Consider the following 15,338-nt stretch of genomic DNA (forward strand, 5'->3'; position numbering starts at 1 on the left):
CCGAACAATGGTTGTATTGTGCAACTATAAATCCTCGGCGAATAAATGACTCATGCTTAACCCCTCGTTAATTGAAGAAATCCGTGCCTCCTCGCGTCTGATGGTGCGTGAACTGGGCTTTATGAATGCCACGCTGGCCGCGACTGACTATTCGCCGTCTGCGGTGCATAGTTTGCTGGAAATTGATAATCAGGGCGGGATGACGGCTGCGCAACTGGTGCAGATCCTCGGGCTGGAAAAATCCAGCGTCAGCCGCATGCTGGCGCGGTTGCTGGCTGCGGGAGAAGTGCAGGAAGTGCCGTCCGCCGGTGATGCGCGGGTGAAGCAACTGACACTGACGGACAAGGGCGTGCAGACGGTCAGCCGGATAAATGATTATGGCGCGATGCGGGTCATCAGCGCGCTGGAGAATCTGGATGATGCCCAGCAACACACCGTGGCGCAGGGGCTGACAGCCTATGCCCGCGCACTCGAACGTTGCCGCGACAGTGAAAATGCCGCGCCGCAAAAATCCATTGAGATCGTGACCGGCTATCTGCCCGGTATGATTGGCAGAATTGCGGAAATGCACGGCACGTATTATGCGAAAAATTACGATTTCGGCCATTTCTTTGAAGGTAAGGTCGCGTCAGGTCTGGCAGAATTTTCGGGGCGTCTGCATGAACCCTGCAATCAGATCTGGCTGGCGGTATGTCACGGCAAGATTGTCGGATCTGTCGCCATCGACGGGCAGGATCTCGGCAATAATCAGGGGCATTTACGCTGGTTTATTCTCGATGACAGCTGCCGGGGCACCGGCATTGGCAGGAAACTGCTCACTGAAGCGATGGCGTTCTGTGATGCGCGGGAGTTCGATGCCGTGCAGCTCTGGACCTTCAGCGGTCTCAATGCGGCACGGCGTCTTTATGAATCCTTTGGCTTCGCGCTGTCGGAAGAATGGCAGGGTGATCAGTGGGGAATGACCATGACGGAACAACAGTTCACCCGGCCATCAGGCGCAGGGCGTTAATTCGCCGTCGCGGTGACTTTGGTGGTCAGGGCTATCAGGGCGCTGACTACCGTAAATAACGCAATGATCCAGGCCATCGTCCACGGCGTACCGTCGCTCATCAGCGCCAGTAATAACGATGAGACAATCCCGCTGCCGTACTGCAACGATCCCATCAGCGCAGACGCGGATCCGGCAACACCCGGCACGGCATCCAGCGCCGCCGCTGCCGACGTTGCCGCAATCACCCCGTTCATCGAGAAGAAGATAAAGACGGTCACCACAATCAGGATCACGCCCCCTGTGTGCATTTTGACACAGATTGCCAGCACCAGCGCGGCAAGGGCGGCGACAGTGACGGCGCGTTTTAGCAGCACTTCCAGCGGATAAATATGCACCAGACGGCGGTTCACCATGCTCACCGCCATCAGCCCGACAATGTTCACCGCAAACAGCCAGCCGTAATGTTGCGGATCCACGCCGAAATAGGTGATGTAAACAAAAGGCGAGCCGGTAATAAAGGCGTAAGCCGCGATGTAATAGAACGTCAGGCACAGGGTAAAGCGCATGTACTGCGTGTTGGTCAGCAGCAAGATATAGTTGCGAAACGCACTGCCTAATGAGGCTTTCACCCGTTTCTCTGCGGGTAATGTTTCCGGTAACCAGAATAATGAGGCCAGCATGACCACGCCGATCACGGCCAGTAACCAGAATATGCTGTGCCAAGAGGTGATTTTAATCATCTGACCACCGAGCAGAGGGCCGGCGATAGGGGCGATCGCCATGATGACCATCAGCGTCGATAACATTTGTGCGGCACGGGTGCGGCTGAATAAGTCGCGGATCATCGCGCGGCCCAGCATCGGACCGGTACAGGCTCCCAGCGCCTGAAAGACGCGCCAGAACACGATTTGCCCGATATCTTCTGACAGCGCGCAGCCGACCGACCCCACGATAAACAACGCCATGCCAGCGAACAACGGAAGTCTGCGACCAAAATGATCACTGATCGGCCCCCAGATCAGCTGCGCGATGCAAAAACCGATTAAAAAACCGGTGATGGTCAGTTCCGCATCGCCGTGTAAATCTTTTGCCATCAACGGCATCGCTGGCAAATAAATGTCAGTTGATAAAGAAGTGAACGCCATTAACGCGCTGAGGATCAGGATAAAACTAAGTCCGGTGGTTTTGGACGCCGTGGTCGGGGTGCGCGTCTGAGAATCTATCATTGTTATTCTTCTGAAGAGTATTAAGACGGGTATGTTACCGGTAAATGAATAACGAATAATCGGCCGAAAAAGCATAGACACTATGAATGGGATTCATGAATACTCTTGGCTATAGTGATATCGAAGAATGACCTTCCTTTACTGATGTGGAGAGAGTTATGTCAGATAAAATGCCGGCTCAATGCCATTGTGGTGCTGTCGCTTTTAACGTGAAACTCATTGACGGGCTGAATGCCGTCCGTCGCTGTAACTGCTCCTTCTGCCGCATGCGCGGTGCCGTGGTGGCGGCCGCCTCAGAGGTAGACGTGATAAAGGGAAAAGAACACCTCACGGAGTACCGTTTCAATACTCAATCCGTCGCCCACTATTTTTGTGCCGTTTGCGGTATCTATACGTTTCATCAGAGCCGTTCCAACCCCGAACAGTTTGCCGTCAACGTCGCCTGCCTCGAAGGTGTTTCGCCCTTTGATTTTGCCTGCGTGAAAGTCACTGACGGTATTCATCATCCGAAAGATGGCGGCGAAGGTGGTGTGGCGGGATATCTGAAGTTTGAGGCGAAGCAGGAACACTGTTATTCATGCCAGAAAAGGTAAACGCGTACGAAGTGAATTCGGCAGGGGGGGAATGGCTCGTCGTGCCTAAATAACCATGACAAATACAGAAGCTTTTTTAAGTCACTATCTGGCAACCGGCCGTCGCCGGCCGGTTGCCAGAGTTTACTTAATTTCAGTGACGAAGTTTTCGCGGCTGCGGCGCACTTTTTTCAGGTTCACCAGCCAGTCACCTTCGTGGGCGCGGTAGCCCAGCGGCAAGATCACCACACTGCGTAAGTTTTTCTCTTTCAGACCTAAGATTTCATCTACGGCGACAGGATCGAAACCTTCCATCGGCGTGGCATCGACTTCTTCAAAGGCGGCGGCGATCAGCGCAGCGCCCAGCCCGATATACGCCTGACGCGCGGCGGCCTGATAATTCGCTTCGGTCCCACGTTCAGCCACAATGCCCAGCAGCATCTGGCGGTAATTTTCCCAGCCTTCGTTTTTAAAGCCACGTACGTCGTTAGTCAGATCAAACATCATATTTACGCGCTCAGGCGTGATGTCATCCCATGCAGCAAATACCAGCAGGTGAGAACAGTCGGTAACCTGCGCCTGATCCCAGGCCACGGAACGGATTTTTGCGCGAACATCCGGGTTGGTCACCACCAGCAACTCAAACGGTTGCAGCCCGCTGGACGTCGGTGCCAGGCGCACAGCCTCGATAATACGCTCCAGTTTGTCAGCCGGGACGCTTTTGGTCGCATCGAACTTCTTGGTGGCATAGCGCCATGCCAGTCTTTCATTTAAGGTCGTCATTGTATTTTCCTGAAGGATAAGTTTGGAAGCGGGGCATTGCTGTGACAAGTATTCCCCCAAATAGCCGCGAGATAATCGCATGATCCGCAGGCAGGGCTTTATGGATTTGAGCCCTGAGCAGTTTCACCTTGCTGGATAACCGCAATAGCCCGCCGTGCCGCTGCCCGAAACATGGCACTCAGCTTTTCTGATTGCTCAAGCGACTGTTTGAGTTGGTTTTCAGCCCCAAGTTCCTGACTAAAGAAGTCAGTGACATGCTGAATATCCTTCACCGCTTTCGCACCTGCATCCACCAGTGTCTTGAGTTGTAAATCTTTTATCCTTACGCGTAAGAGATGAATATGTTCAATATCATTGCGCAATGCTTTGCCGTAGAGTTTGAATACTGTGTCAATTTTATCCTCAAAACCTGACGTAATATTGTGCCGTTTATTTTGTGTTTTGAGAAATTCTTCCAGCGTAATCCCATCAGTTGCGTACGTTGCTTTGCGCGTCGAAGAATAGGCTGTCATACCGGCGTAACCCACACCTGAAAACATCAGTTGGTCTGTTACTGTTTCCATGATGGACTCAATATCTTCCAGCGACTTTACATCGGCTTTATTCAGCACGATATACACATTTTCAGCAGTGAAAGACTGACGAGAAATAAAATCAAGGTCAGACTGAGAAATTGTCCCTGCAGGATCGAGGCCAATAACCCAAATCATGGCGGTGCACTGCTCAAGATATTTTACGGTATTGTTATGATCGGCTCCTTCAGCTAATTCACCTGCTCCTGGATTATATCCGGGGGTATCGACCAGACAGACATTCTCAAATAAAGTCTCATCCATCGGCGCTTGCAGGCTGATCGTAGGCATAATACTACGCAGGTCAAAACCAAATGCTGAAACATAATCATGAGACAATGCGGTATAGGTCTTATTATTCAAAATAATACCTCCGCCATTATTTGAATAGCCACAAATACGGGAGTAGGGAGCGCACACAATAAAACTTGGGATTATGGTAACCGGATTAAGGCCGGTGGCCAGTTTTATCGATTTATCCATGATAAAACTATTAATAAACTCAGATTTTCCACTACTGAACCCACCGGCAACCCCCACAACCGTTTTGCCCGAGGCAGCCGGGAATGTATTCACATGCTCCAATTCAGCCAATATTTTTTGCAGTGCGATCAGGGCTCCTGCTTCGTCAGCCAGCGACGATTCTTCGGCGGCAAATGTGGCATAGTCAGTATTTAAAATGTCACGAAATTCATCGAGTCCGGCATTTCTTAACGGTCGCGCGGACAATATGGACTGAACTAATGTAAAGCGTTCACTTAACGACAGGTTATCCTGATGAAGCTGAGAGTAATCCTGCTGAAGTTGCTGATGGGATTCATCCAGTTCATGTTTAATTTCTTCAAGTACCTGCATATGATCACGATTTTTAGACAACAGCGCTTCGGTGCTGATCACCGTTTCATTAAGCGATTGCAGCTTGTCCGTCAGTGATTCGTTGTGTTGTCTTTGCTCATCGTTATTTGTTTCAAGCTTACTGATTTTGGCCATCAGAATCTGTTTCTGCTGTGTCAGTTCATCCTGATGATGTCTTGTCAGATTATCGAGCTGTTCGTGATACTCATTGTCTTTATGCGCCAGTTGATCCTGATGGTTTAACGTCAGTTCGGTGATTTTATCAGCGACATTCTTTTCAAATTCAGCCACGGATTGGGAAACGGCATCCGCGATCGCTTTACGCTTAAAACACCAGAAACGGGTCAACATTTCGAGGTCAGAATAAACAGCCTGGTTAATCTTTAGCGATGGTTTCACGGCTGGACCTCCTGAAGCTGAACGGTGAAACGTTGCAGACGGTCAATCGTCTGAGTGCTATTTTCAACCTGGTTCGCTATCTGGTTAATCTTATTGTCCAGTTCTTCCACAAATGACGAGGAAATCGTCGGCGGAATCGTATTTTTAACCCGTGAAAAATAATGCTCTATATCATTATCAATAATGGTGCGGATGTTAGTTATGAAATTATCAGCTTCATCGATATAATCATCCGCAGGGTCACCTTTAAGCGTGCCTTTAGCGCGCAGTCCGTCGGGGAAATTGATATTAAGTGTCAGTTTTTCTTTTGGGATCTGATTAACGACTGAAAGGATAACATCGGCAATCATCATCACATCACATTCTCCTTCCAGGATTTCGTCGATCTTCGGGGTGATGTTTTTACTGATTTCTTTCTCTAACCCGCTATGCTGTTCGTTAGCGGCAGTTTTTAATTTTTCATTACTCATGCGAATAAATTTGCGTAAGGATTCTTCCGCCGCAGCGGTATTAATTAATGTTTGCGTTTTCGATGTGGTTTCTTTCCCGCCGTCCCATAATTTACGTGCAACCCAGCTGAAAGCGCCCGCTTTATCGCGAGTAATACTTATTGTTTCAGTGGTGCGTTGATCTTCAACAGACTGCGACGTTTGCTGGAACAACTTGTCCGCTTCAATATTCAGCTTTGCAGACACTTCGTTGTAATAGTGGTTTACGCAGTTTTCGTAGATAAGATTTATTCTCTTATCCAAAACATTCCGTTGTTTTACCAATGCGTTGCTTTGTTTCGCTAATGCACCCAGATCGGTGCTATTAATCAAAGTGATACGCTGTCTGATTTTCTGAAGCAATTCTTCGATAAAACGGGTGATAACCTGTTCTTTTTGCGTGATCAATGACTGCATTTTCTGCGCCATGATGTTATCTTTTTTGTCACGCACTGCGGCAATTTTTTGATGGATGTTATCAATATTGGCCAGTGAGGCCAGACTGTTCTGCGTAAGCTGCGGATTATGCCGTGAAAAATAATCGCCATAATCTTCAGTCAAATTCTCCCAGGTTTTCAATTCATTGGCATCCCAGGAGGAAGGGGTCTCCAGACGACAAGAAATGCCCTGTGCTACACCTGAACAATGCATCAAATGCTCAGCCGGTGCGCGAATAATACTGTCAAAGACCGTACCGATTTCTGGATAACTACGTTTGAGGTTGCTCAGTGTGGCGGACGCTCTTTTTGCTAACGAGGCTTTAATATTATCGAGCGTTTGATTTAAGAGCGGACGTTTTTCACTGCCATACAGCTGCGTATCAATCTGGCTGGCAATCAGAACCAACTCCTGTACACCTTCTTTTGCGGTGATTCGTCCTATCACCTCCAGGTCATTTTCATTGAGGAACTGTCCTGCCGGGCTGACAATAAAAACAACATCACAGGTTTTTAAAAGATCAACAGTACGCGCTTCACGAGACTGTACAGGATCGTTCATTCCCGGCGTGTCAATAACACAGATATCTTTCAGGGCATCGAGAGGCATAGAAATATGAACGACTTTGGTGTAGGGCATATATTTCCCATTTGCCCCTACATAGTCGAGTAACTGAACCGAAAGGGCTTCCCGATTTTCTGGTTCTATAGCGCCTGCATATTGCAAATCTGCTGGCGTTAATCCGGACTTCTGCATCCGTTCGTACTGATCATGCGAGGCGCAAACCTCTGGCATCCGGGTTTGAATTTCCTGCAATGCTTGTTTATCAATGATCGTTGTAAGCCGTTCAATATCCGGAGAGGAAGAGGTGGCGGGACGTGCTGAGATTTCTTGAAATTTCTTTTCCTTTATTCTGCTTAATTCACCTGCATATAGGCTGGCATTATGTGTGATCTGCCTGAGATCCTCAGCAGTAAAAAATTCAACGGATGCGCTGAATTTTTCACCATAAGTCAGAGTGGTAAGAGCCGCAGTCATGGGGGTTGCAGCTTTGGGTAAGATGTTCTGGCCGTCGAAAAACAGAGCATTCAGCAGGGATGATTTGCCTGCTTTCACGCGTCCGACGATACCTATATTGAGCAACCGTCCGTCCTGATTAATCTTCTCGCAGGCGGCAGACAAAGAACTTGCCGAATCAAGATGTTGGTCATTTTTTAGTTGCTGAATTTCCTGCTCAAAGAGATCAAAGACTTTAGGAAATAATGCCTCGAGTTTTTTTGCCTTCTCGATAAGATTTTGATAATCCATTTTCATGTCCTGATTAGCAGTATAAATAGGATGTAGCTAATGCTTTTAATTCAACCGACAGATCCTGAAAAATTTCAAGCTGTTTATCGATCGTCTCTTGCGCCATTTCACGTTCTTGTTGATAGCGCGTGATTAATATTCTTTGCTGGTTAATTTGTTCTTCAAATTCGTCGCTAACGCTTTTCAGTAAATTTGATAATTGCTCATCGACAATCTCAGGAAGCAAGTTGCGCAGCTCGCTTTTTATTCCGGGGAATACTGAATTTAATAAGTTCTTTCGCGCTTTTTCTTCCGCATTGATTGAAGATAAAAGGCGAATGATATCCGGCAAAAATACAATAACAAGTTCCAGAACTGGGCTGATTACTGAAGTGGTGATTGCCAGAACGGTAGAAAACAGCCGGTAGACTTTTCCTGCGTCTTCCTTACCGGGAAGTCTCTCGCTCATTGTTTCAATAAATCCACTGACTGCTTTGAGTTTTGCTTCTGTCTTATCAGCAATATTTTTGGCCCAGTTATGGTCAAGTGAGTCAAGCATCTCATTATTTTTCGTCAGGTTAACAGCCAGTTCTTGAATCATTTCGGCGGAAATCTGATCCATCTCCTGCTTTAACGTGCGCGTTAAATTGGAACTGATAATTTCTGAGATCTCACGTTCCAGTGCTGTTGCTGCATTTTTTGTGGTCGAAAAGTTAGCCAGGCGGTCAATCTGACCATTCAGATCACGATCAATAGCATTGATGCAACGGGTGATGAGAGGCGTTGAAAAACGGAATTTCATATCCTCCTGTGTTTTATTTCGTTGCTGTATGAGTCCATCCAATGCTTGTTCAAGTGCCCTGAAAGCATTGTCATTAACATTCTTACTGTTTTTAATCACATTGCTGGCAAAATTGATCTGATTAATAAGATCGATGTTCTGGTCTTTTAACCGGTCAATAAACAGGTTGTGAAACACTAAATCAGGGTTGATGGCAAAGAGTACCTTGTTAAAGGTGTCGGAAGCTTGGTTATCGAGGGGAATCACCTGCTTATCAGCACCAAAATAGAGTTGAAGTTGTTCATTGATATAATCGGTAATTTCCGACGCCTGTTCAGGCGCCCGCAAATTTGTCTTGCTGAGAATAAACGAGAAGTCGCCTCCATAGACTTTGATGGTATCGAGATGGCGAAGTACTGACTGGGTGACGGTGCCTTCTTCTATGCTCGTGACAACAATAAAATGTACTCCGCGTGGAAGATAATAAGCCAGCGCCTTATTATGGTTTTCCAGAGAAGAACCGTAACCCGGCATATCCACGAGTATCAGGGGCGCGATGGCTTCAAGTGCAGGGCTGTTGATATACAGACGCAGATGTGAGTATTCCGCCGATTTTTTGTTTACCAGCGTAAGGTCTTCAACAGCTAAACGTTCTTCATTGCCATCGTGACGAATAGCCAAAAGATAAGATTCCTGCGAGAAGTGGAGCTCTGTCGCCAGTTCCGTTTCCGGCGCAATACCAACAGGTAATATGTCCATACCCATAAATGTATTCAGCAGGGAGCTTTTTCCTGCGCTAAAAGCGCCTATAACCGGGAGAAGAAGCGGGGTGTTTTTAATCTGCCCGATTAAAGTTTGATCCCAGCTTATTTCGGAGCCCTGCATGAGACTATCAAGTTTGTTTAGATATTCTGAAAAATTTTTCTGGCTAGTTAACATTAACGAATCATCCCTATGAGTAATTTAATCTGAATCGATACTATGTCACAATAATTGCGGGCCGATAAAAATGATCAGCCACTGTAGTTGAATGACAGCCGGTCTGACTGAAATGCTGATATCCTTAGCTGATGTTTGCGATATCACGCTGCATCTGAGCCACACTGGCCTGCAATTCCCGATTAAAATCATCCTGCCAGCGTAATGGCGCTGCAATGCTTATTTCTGGCAGCCAGTAACGCAGCCAGCGGAATAACAATTGAGCATCTGTGGTTTTAGCGGTCAGCGTAATACTGCCATCTGTGTGTTCGGAAATAATGTTCTGGTCAGGAAAAAGCTGACGTCGTCTGAGGTAGACTGCTGCTTTTTTGGAAGCAATTAACGTAACGCTCGTCTTTTCACCAAACCAAATTCCTTTGCCCTCAGTAATTTCTTTCTCAAGGGTTGGGTCGGGTATGAAAACAACTTGCATTAAAAATAAGTACTGAATCTTACTTACATTGAATGACTTTAATTTTCCAGATTCCTCGGCTACTAAATACCAGATACCACTTTGGTTTATCAACTTGTAGGGGTTAGCCTGTCGGGCCTTTCCACTATAAGTAAAACTGATGCTGCGATGCCGTGTGATCCCTTCTTTAAGATCGCGCATGACACTTTTAATCAGACGATTATCCTGTGTCGTATTGCCGGTAATAATAACAGCATCTTTGTAAGCGAGTTCATTACGCAGTGTTTTGCCATCTGCATCAGAAAATAGTTTCGCCACGTCAACCCACTGTGCAAATTGATTAAGCGCAGAATTGCTAAAGTTGGGTTGCAAATGTTTATTCAGTACAAAATTACCTGCTGATGAGGTTTCTTCGAGCAAATGCCCCAGTCGCGCTAAATCCCGATAGGCGGTGCGGGAAGTAATGTTATAAGCTTTGCACAACCAGTCTTTATTAATTGTTTTACCCTGATATATATGCTCGAAGATACCGAAGAGCCTGTCTATCAGTAGTTCATGTCGTGTATTATCACGCTTGTCAGCAATGTGCATCATCAACGTCCTATTCATTAACCGGTGTGAGTTCATCCTTCTCAACCATTTTTGACGAGTTAATATTTCAATCAGCAAATTCTAACATCGTCGCGTGACAGGATGTGTCACCAACTATCTTCATATCGGCATAAAAATAGAAAAGTTCAGTCTTTTTTAGGTGTGTTGACATAAGTCAAATTCTCCAAACATCCCGCCTAATGAGCAAGTGTTTAGAACAGAAGTCGACATAAACGTTTAAAAAACAGGGGCTAACAGCAACAGGGCTGAAACAAGTTGAGGAAAGACGCGACTCCCGGAAATGCCCTCTAAGTAGCATATCGATTCAGATTTACGGAACCTTCATTTTCCTCAGAAGTATTCTAGAATCTGAAAAGGCGTATTCATTACATGGCCTCTTAGCTTGCCGGTAAACACACTTTATTCAGAAACATGGAGAGAGGCACCTGATGGTTACACGACGTGACTTGCTGACCTATACGTCATTTTCGATGGCGCTGGCGGCATTGGGGTTTACTCCGGCAGTTTTTGCCGCACGGGGCTTAAAACTCGGAAAGCCTGAGGCTTTTACTTTTGACGGATTGATACAGCAGGCAAAGACGCTTGCCCAACAGCCTTACCACGCCCCTGAGACTCCGCCTGACAGCGCGTTAGCCGATATCAATTACGATGTTTACCGTAAAATTATTTATAAACCTGAGTATGCGCTGTTTAGTCATGGCGAAAGCCGTTTCCCTGTTACGTTCTTTTGCGTCAGTGCCCTGCATCATCTGCCGGTAAAAATGTCAGTGGTTGAAAATAATCAGGCCAGCGACATCATCCAGGATATTGATTACTTTACATTCCCGGCGGATGCTCAGCGCCTGCAGGCAGGACTCAAAGGCGATGTCTTCAGCGGGTTCCGTGTGCTGGAGAATCAGCAAAACATCAAAAACGAAAAAGACTGGGTGTCCTTTCTGGGGGCGTCCTATTTCCGCGCTGTGGGCGAGCAGGGACAGTTTGGTTTGTCCGCACGTGGGATCGCGATTAATACGGTGTCTGGCGACACCAAAGAGGAGTTTCCGGACTTTACCCATTTCTGGTTTGAAGCCTCGAAAGAAGACAATGATCAACTGGTGGTTTATGCCTTACTGGATGGCCCGAGTATTTGCGGTGCCTACCGGTTCGTGATGCACCGGACAAAGGGCGTTGTAATGGATGTCGACTGCTCGCTGTTTTTACGCCGGGACGTCAGCCGCTTTGGCATTGCGCCGCAGACCTCTATGTTTTGGTTTTCCAAAATGGCCAAAGGATCCGGCTCTGACTGGCGGCCGGAAGTGCATGACTCCGACGGGTTAGCGTTGTGGACGGGCAGTGGTGAACACATCTGGCGTCCGTTAAACAATCCATTGCAGGTCCAGGTCTCATCGTTTAGTGACACGCATCCGCGGGGATTCGGGCTGAGGCAAAAAGAGCGCGACTTTAACAGTTATCTGGGATCCGCCGGTTATGAACGACGTCCGGATCTGTGGATTGAGCCGAAAGGCGACTGGGGCAAAGGTTCGGTGCAGTTAGTCGAGATCCCCACCGACGACGAGATTTTCGATAATATCGTCGCGATATGGGTTCCGGAGCAGGAAGCAAAAGCAGGCAGTGAGCATCAGTTCAGTTACCGGATGCACTGGCTGGCTGATGAACCCTTTCCTTCGACACTGGCTCGCTGTGGGGCGACGCGGCTGGGAAGAGGGGGCAATCCCGGCGCTTATCCCGATCCTAAATCACGTAAATTTTTGGTTGAGTTTACCGGTGGCGAATTAAAGACATTGTCTGCCGATGCGAAACCCGAGGCCATCATCTCCGCGTCTCGCGGGAAGCTGTCAGGTATTCAGGTGGAAAAATCTCCCGGCGAAAAGGACCGCTGGCGGGTATTCTTTGATCTGCATGTCGACGGTAAGGAACCGGTTGAACTCAGACTCTACCTTAAATCAGGAGATAAGACCCTGTCGGAGACCTGGGCCTACCAGTACCTTCCTTTCACATCCACGCCGAAACCCCTGTTGGGTGTCTGAAAAGCAAAAATCCACGCTTTCGCGTGGATTTTCTTTAGAGCGTAAAGCTGACGTTTCTGTTTAGACGTTAAACAGGAAGTTCATCACGTCGCCATCTTTCACGATGTAGTCTTTACCTTCTGAACGCATTTTGCCGGCTTCTTTCGCGCCTTGCTCACCTTTATAGGTGATGAAGTCTTCGAACGCGATGGTTTGTGCGCGGATAAAGCCTTTCTCGAAATCGGTATGGATTTTACCTGCGGCTTGTGGCGCGGTGGCGCCGACCGGGATGGTCCATGCACGGACTTCTTTCACGCCTGCGGTGAAGTACGTTTGCAGGTTCAGCAGTTCGTAACCGGCGCGGATCACGCGGTTCAGACCCGGCTCTTCCAGACCCAGCTCAGCCATGAATTCTTCACGATCAGCGTCGTCGAGTTCAGCGATGTCTGATTCCACGGCAGCACAGACGGCAACCACTACGGAACCTTCAGCCTCGGCAATTTTACGCACCACGTCGAGGTAAGGGTTGTTCTCGAAACCGTCTTCATTAACGTTGGCGATATACATCGTTGGTTTCAGGGTCAGGAAGCTCAGGTAGCGGATGGCTGCTTTGTCTTCTTCTGTCAGATCCAGTGAACGCAGCATGCCCGCGTTTTCCAGTTGTGGCAGACATTTCTCCAGCGCGGCCAGTTCGGCTTTCGCATCCTTGTCACCGCCTTTGGCGCGTTTCTGCACACGGTGGATAGCACGTTCGCAGGTGTCGAGGTCAGACAACGCCAGTTCGGTGTTGATAACGTCGATGTCATCTGCCGGATCGACTTTGTTGTTCACGTGGATGATGTTGTCGTTTTCGAAGCAGCGCACAACGTGGCCGATCGCTTCGGTTTCACGGATGTTGGTCAGGAACTGGTTACCCAGACCTTCACCTTTGGATGCGCCTTTCACCAGACCGGCGATGTCCACGAATTCCATGGTGGTCGGCAGGATACGCTGTGGTTTGACAATCTCAGCCAGCTTGTCGAGACGTGCATCCGGCATCGGTACGACGCCGGTGTTCGGTTCGATGGTACAGAACGGGAAGTTTGCTGCTTCGATACCCGCTTTGGTCAGCGCATTGAACAGAGTTGATTTACCGACGTTCGGCAGGCCCACGATACCGCATTTGAATCCCATGTTTTTCTCACCTTAATATCTTAATTATCAAGCGATTAAATCTAATCGCACGATGTAATGACCACAATTCCCCGCATTATACACGAGAACCACCTTTTTCTCGATCCGCTTGTGGGGGCCGCTTGTGTCGACATCCCGGATTAAACCTTGCCTCGTACCGGCCATTTTTAGATACTTGTCACAATTTTTTAACTGATCGGGAAATGTACCGGATGTTTTATGTTTAGTCCGCGTGGTCTGAAGTTATCTGAAGTGAAGAATGAAACGCTGGCCGGATTCGTGGTGGCGGTATCGATGATCCCGGAAGCCGTCGGGTTTTCGCTGGTGGCCGGATTGTCCCCGATTGTCGGATTGCATACGGCGTTTATTATCGGGCTGGTGACCGCGCTGTTCGGCGGCAAACCGGGCATGGTGTCGGGCGCGGCGGGTTCCATTGTGGTGGTGCTGATGAGTCTGGCGGCGCAACACGGTATGGGTTACGTGCTGTGGGCGACGATTTTTGCCGGGATTATTCAGATCCTGATTGGCGTGTTCCGTCTGGGGAAATTTATCCGCCTGGTACCGTTACCTGCAGTTCATGGTTTTGTGAACGGGCTGGCGATTGTCATTATGCTGGCGCAGTTGCACATGATTGCCGGGCAGGGGCCGCTGATGTACGGGCTGGTGCTGCTGGCGATTCTGGTGGTGGTGCTGTTCCCGAAACTGACCAAAATCATTCCGTCCTCACTGGCCGCGCTGATTGTGGTCTCCGCGGTGGCGATTGGTTTTAATTTGCACACATTACGGGTGGGTGATCTGGCGGATATCTCCGGTGCGTTGCCGCACTTCAGTCTGCCGGTCGCGCCGTTCAATGTCGACATGCTGAAAGTCGTGCTGCCTTATGCGGTGGTGATCGCGCTGGTTGGTCTGATTGAATCGCTGCTGACCATGACGGTGCTGGATGAAATGGGCAATCAAAAGGGCAACGGTAACCGTGAAAGTATCGCGCAGGGCGCGGGGAATACCATTTGCGGGCTGTTCGGTTGCTTCGCCGGTTGCGCGATGATCGGACAATCGATCATCAATTTCACCTCCGGCGGTCGCGGGCGAATTTCCGGTACGGTGGGGGCGATTCTGCTGATCCTGTTTGTGGTCAGCCTGTCCGGTTACATCGGCCTGCTGCCGGTGGCTGCACTGGCGGGAATTATGCTGGTGGTGTGCTACAACACTTTCGAGTGGAGTTCGCTGCGTCGTCTTCGCCGCATGCCGAAAGCTGATGTGCTGGTGATGCTGATTGTTACCGTCATTACCATTTTCACCGATCTGGCGGTGGCGGTGATCAGCGGCGTGATTATCTCTGCGCTGGTCTTTGCCTGGCAGCAGGCGCGTATCCGCATTCGTGAGCACAAAACCCAAGGCGATCTGGCGGTCTACAAACTGGACGGGCCGTTGTTCTTTGGCTCCGCAGCGACTTTTGCTGAGTTGTTTAATCCTGAAAATGATCCGCAAAACGTGGTGCTGGATTTTGCCGGTACGCGGGTGATGGATTCGAGCGGGGTGGAGGCAATTGACAAACTGACCGCCCGTTATCTTGAGGCCGGGAAAACGATTCGTCTGCGCCATCTGAGCAATGACTGCGTGAGTCTGCTCAAAAAAGCCGGACCGTTCTGTTCGCATGAACTGGATGACCCGCAATATTACGTCGCCGAAGATAACCTCTGACATTCAACAGGTGCCGCTCAACACGGCACCTTTTTTCATTATGCGCCCCCGTCATTTCCTCCGC

Annotated in this window: 11 protein-coding genes; 4 read left to right on the forward strand and 7 right to left on the reverse strand. The window is 48.8% G+C overall.

Features of this window, described 5'->3' with window-relative positions:
* Nucleotides 1-52: 52 nt before the first annotated feature.
* Nucleotides 53-1,009 (forward strand): bifunctional helix-turn-helix transcriptional regulator/GNAT family N-acetyltransferase, encoded by a 957-nt coding sequence (locus tag EYY67_RS02620; protein WP_131692757.1) that lies wholly within the window; start codon nucleotides 53-55, stop codon nucleotides 1,007-1,009.
* Here the strand turns inward: EYY67_RS02620 and EYY67_RS02625 are convergent.
* Nucleotides 1,006-2,217: a multidrug effflux MFS transporter gene (locus tag EYY67_RS02625; protein ID WP_131692758.1), complete on the reverse strand. Its 1,212-nt coding sequence runs from the start codon at nucleotides 2,215-2,217 to the stop codon at nucleotides 1,006-1,008. The two genes, EYY67_RS02620 and EYY67_RS02625, sit on opposite strands and share 4 nt — an antisense overlap.
* 158 nt (nucleotides 2,218-2,375) lie before the next feature.
* Here EYY67_RS02625 and EYY67_RS02630 point away from each other — a divergent pair, with 158 nt between their 5' ends.
* Nucleotides 2,376-2,810, forward strand: a complete 435-nt coding sequence (locus tag EYY67_RS02630; protein ID WP_131692759.1) for a GFA family protein — start codon at nucleotides 2,376-2,378, stop codon at nucleotides 2,808-2,810.
* A 123-nt stretch (nucleotides 2,811-2,933) separates the two neighbouring features.
* On the opposite strand, the gene EYY67_RS02635 is transcribed toward EYY67_RS02630, so the two are convergent.
* The 5 genes from EYY67_RS02635 to EYY67_RS02655 form a co-directional block, all read right to left on the reverse strand.
* Nucleotides 2,934-3,572 carry an NAD(P)H-dependent oxidoreductase gene (locus EYY67_RS02635; RefSeq protein WP_131692760.1) on the reverse strand — a complete coding sequence of 213 codons (639 nt, stop codon included), beginning with the start codon at nucleotides 3,570-3,572 and terminating at the stop codon, nucleotides 2,934-2,936.
* A gap of 98 nt (nucleotides 3,573-3,670) precedes the next feature.
* Nucleotides 3,671-5,398, reverse strand: coding sequence for a dynamin family protein (locus EYY67_RS02640; protein WP_131692761.1), 1,728 nt, complete (start codon nucleotides 5,396-5,398; stop codon nucleotides 3,671-3,673).
* Nucleotides 5,395-7,632 carry a dynamin family protein gene (locus EYY67_RS02645; RefSeq protein ID WP_131692762.1) on the reverse strand — a complete coding sequence of 746 codons (2,238 nt, stop codon included), beginning with the start codon at nucleotides 7,630-7,632 and terminating at the stop codon, nucleotides 5,395-5,397. The genes EYY67_RS02640 and EYY67_RS02645 overlap by 4 nt, the downstream gene beginning before the upstream one ends.
* A 13-nt stretch (nucleotides 7,633-7,645) precedes the next feature.
* The gene (locus EYY67_RS02650; RefSeq protein WP_131692763.1) at nucleotides 7,646-9,331 is read right to left on the reverse strand and encodes a dynamin family protein; all 1,686 of its coding nucleotides are present in this window, start codon (nucleotides 9,329-9,331) and stop codon (nucleotides 7,646-7,648) included.
* A gap of 124 nt (nucleotides 9,332-9,455) precedes the next feature.
* The gene (locus tag EYY67_RS02655; protein ID WP_165497935.1) at nucleotides 9,456-10,376 is read right to left on the reverse strand and encodes a helix-turn-helix transcriptional regulator; all 921 of its coding nucleotides are present in this window, start codon (nucleotides 10,374-10,376) and stop codon (nucleotides 9,456-9,458) included.
* A gap of 446 nt (nucleotides 10,377-10,822) precedes the next feature.
* Between EYY67_RS02655 and EYY67_RS02660 the strand changes: the two genes are divergently transcribed.
* Entirely contained in the window at nucleotides 10,823-12,421 is a 1,599-nt protein-coding gene (locus EYY67_RS02660) for an OpgD/OpgG family glucan biosynthesis protein (protein ID WP_131692765.1), read from the forward strand.
* Between the two features lie 60 nt (nucleotides 12,422-12,481).
* Here EYY67_RS02660 and ychF read toward each other — a convergent pair whose 3' ends face one another.
* Nucleotides 12,482-13,573, reverse strand: coding sequence for a redox-regulated ATPase YchF (gene ychF / locus EYY67_RS02665; protein ID WP_095921980.1), 1,092 nt, complete (start codon nucleotides 13,571-13,573; stop codon nucleotides 12,482-12,484).
* A gap of 219 nt (nucleotides 13,574-13,792) precedes the next feature.
* Here ychF and EYY67_RS02670 point away from each other — a divergent pair, with 219 nt between their 5' ends.
* Entirely contained in the window at nucleotides 13,793-15,274 is a 1,482-nt protein-coding gene (locus EYY67_RS02670; RefSeq protein WP_131692766.1) for a SulP family inorganic anion transporter, read from the forward strand.
* The last annotated feature ends 64 nt before the right edge of the window (nucleotides 15,275-15,338 follow it).

It is taken from the genome of Rahnella victoriana (genome assembly GCF_004330295.1).
In the GTDB taxonomy this organism is placed as follows: Bacteria; Pseudomonadota; Gammaproteobacteria; order Enterobacterales; family Enterobacteriaceae; genus Rahnella; species Rahnella victoriana.

What these genes read in the sequence shown, in the direction of transcription:
- EYY67_RS02620 (WP_131692757.1), top strand. Translation starts at nt 53, where the DNA reads ATGCTTAACCCCTCGTTAATTGAAGAAATCCGTGCCTCCTCGCGTCTG.
- EYY67_RS02625 (WP_131692758.1), bottom strand. Translation starts at nt 2,217, where the DNA reads ATGATAGATTCTCAGACGCGCACCCCGACCACGGCGTCCAAAACCACC.
- EYY67_RS02630 (WP_131692759.1), top strand. Translation starts at nt 2,376, where the DNA reads ATGTCAGATAAAATGCCGGCTCAATGCCATTGTGGTGCTGTCGCTTTT.
- EYY67_RS02635 (WP_131692760.1), bottom strand. Translation starts at nt 3,572, where the DNA reads ATGACGACCTTAAATGAAAGACTGGCATGGCGCTATGCCACCAAGAAG.
- EYY67_RS02645 (WP_131692762.1), bottom strand. Translation starts at nt 7,632, where the DNA reads ATGGATTATCAAAATCTTATCGAGAAGGCAAAAAAACTCGAGGCATTA.
- EYY67_RS02650 (WP_131692763.1), bottom strand. Translation starts at nt 9,331, where the DNA reads ATGTTAACTAGCCAGAAAAATTTTTCAGAATATCTAAACAAACTTGAT.
- EYY67_RS02655 (WP_165497935.1), bottom strand. Translation starts at nt 10,376, where the DNA reads ATGATGCACATTGCTGACAAGCGTGATAATACACGACATGAACTACTG.
- EYY67_RS02660 (WP_131692765.1), top strand. Translation starts at nt 10,823, where the DNA reads ATGGTTACACGACGTGACTTGCTGACCTATACGTCATTTTCGATGGCG.
- ychF (WP_095921980.1), bottom strand. Translation starts at nt 13,573, where the DNA reads ATGGGATTCAAATGCGGTATCGTGGGCCTGCCGAACGTCGGTAAATCA.
- EYY67_RS02670 (WP_131692766.1), top strand. Translation starts at nt 13,793, where the DNA reads ATGTTTAGTCCGCGTGGTCTGAAGTTATCTGAAGTGAAGAATGAAACG.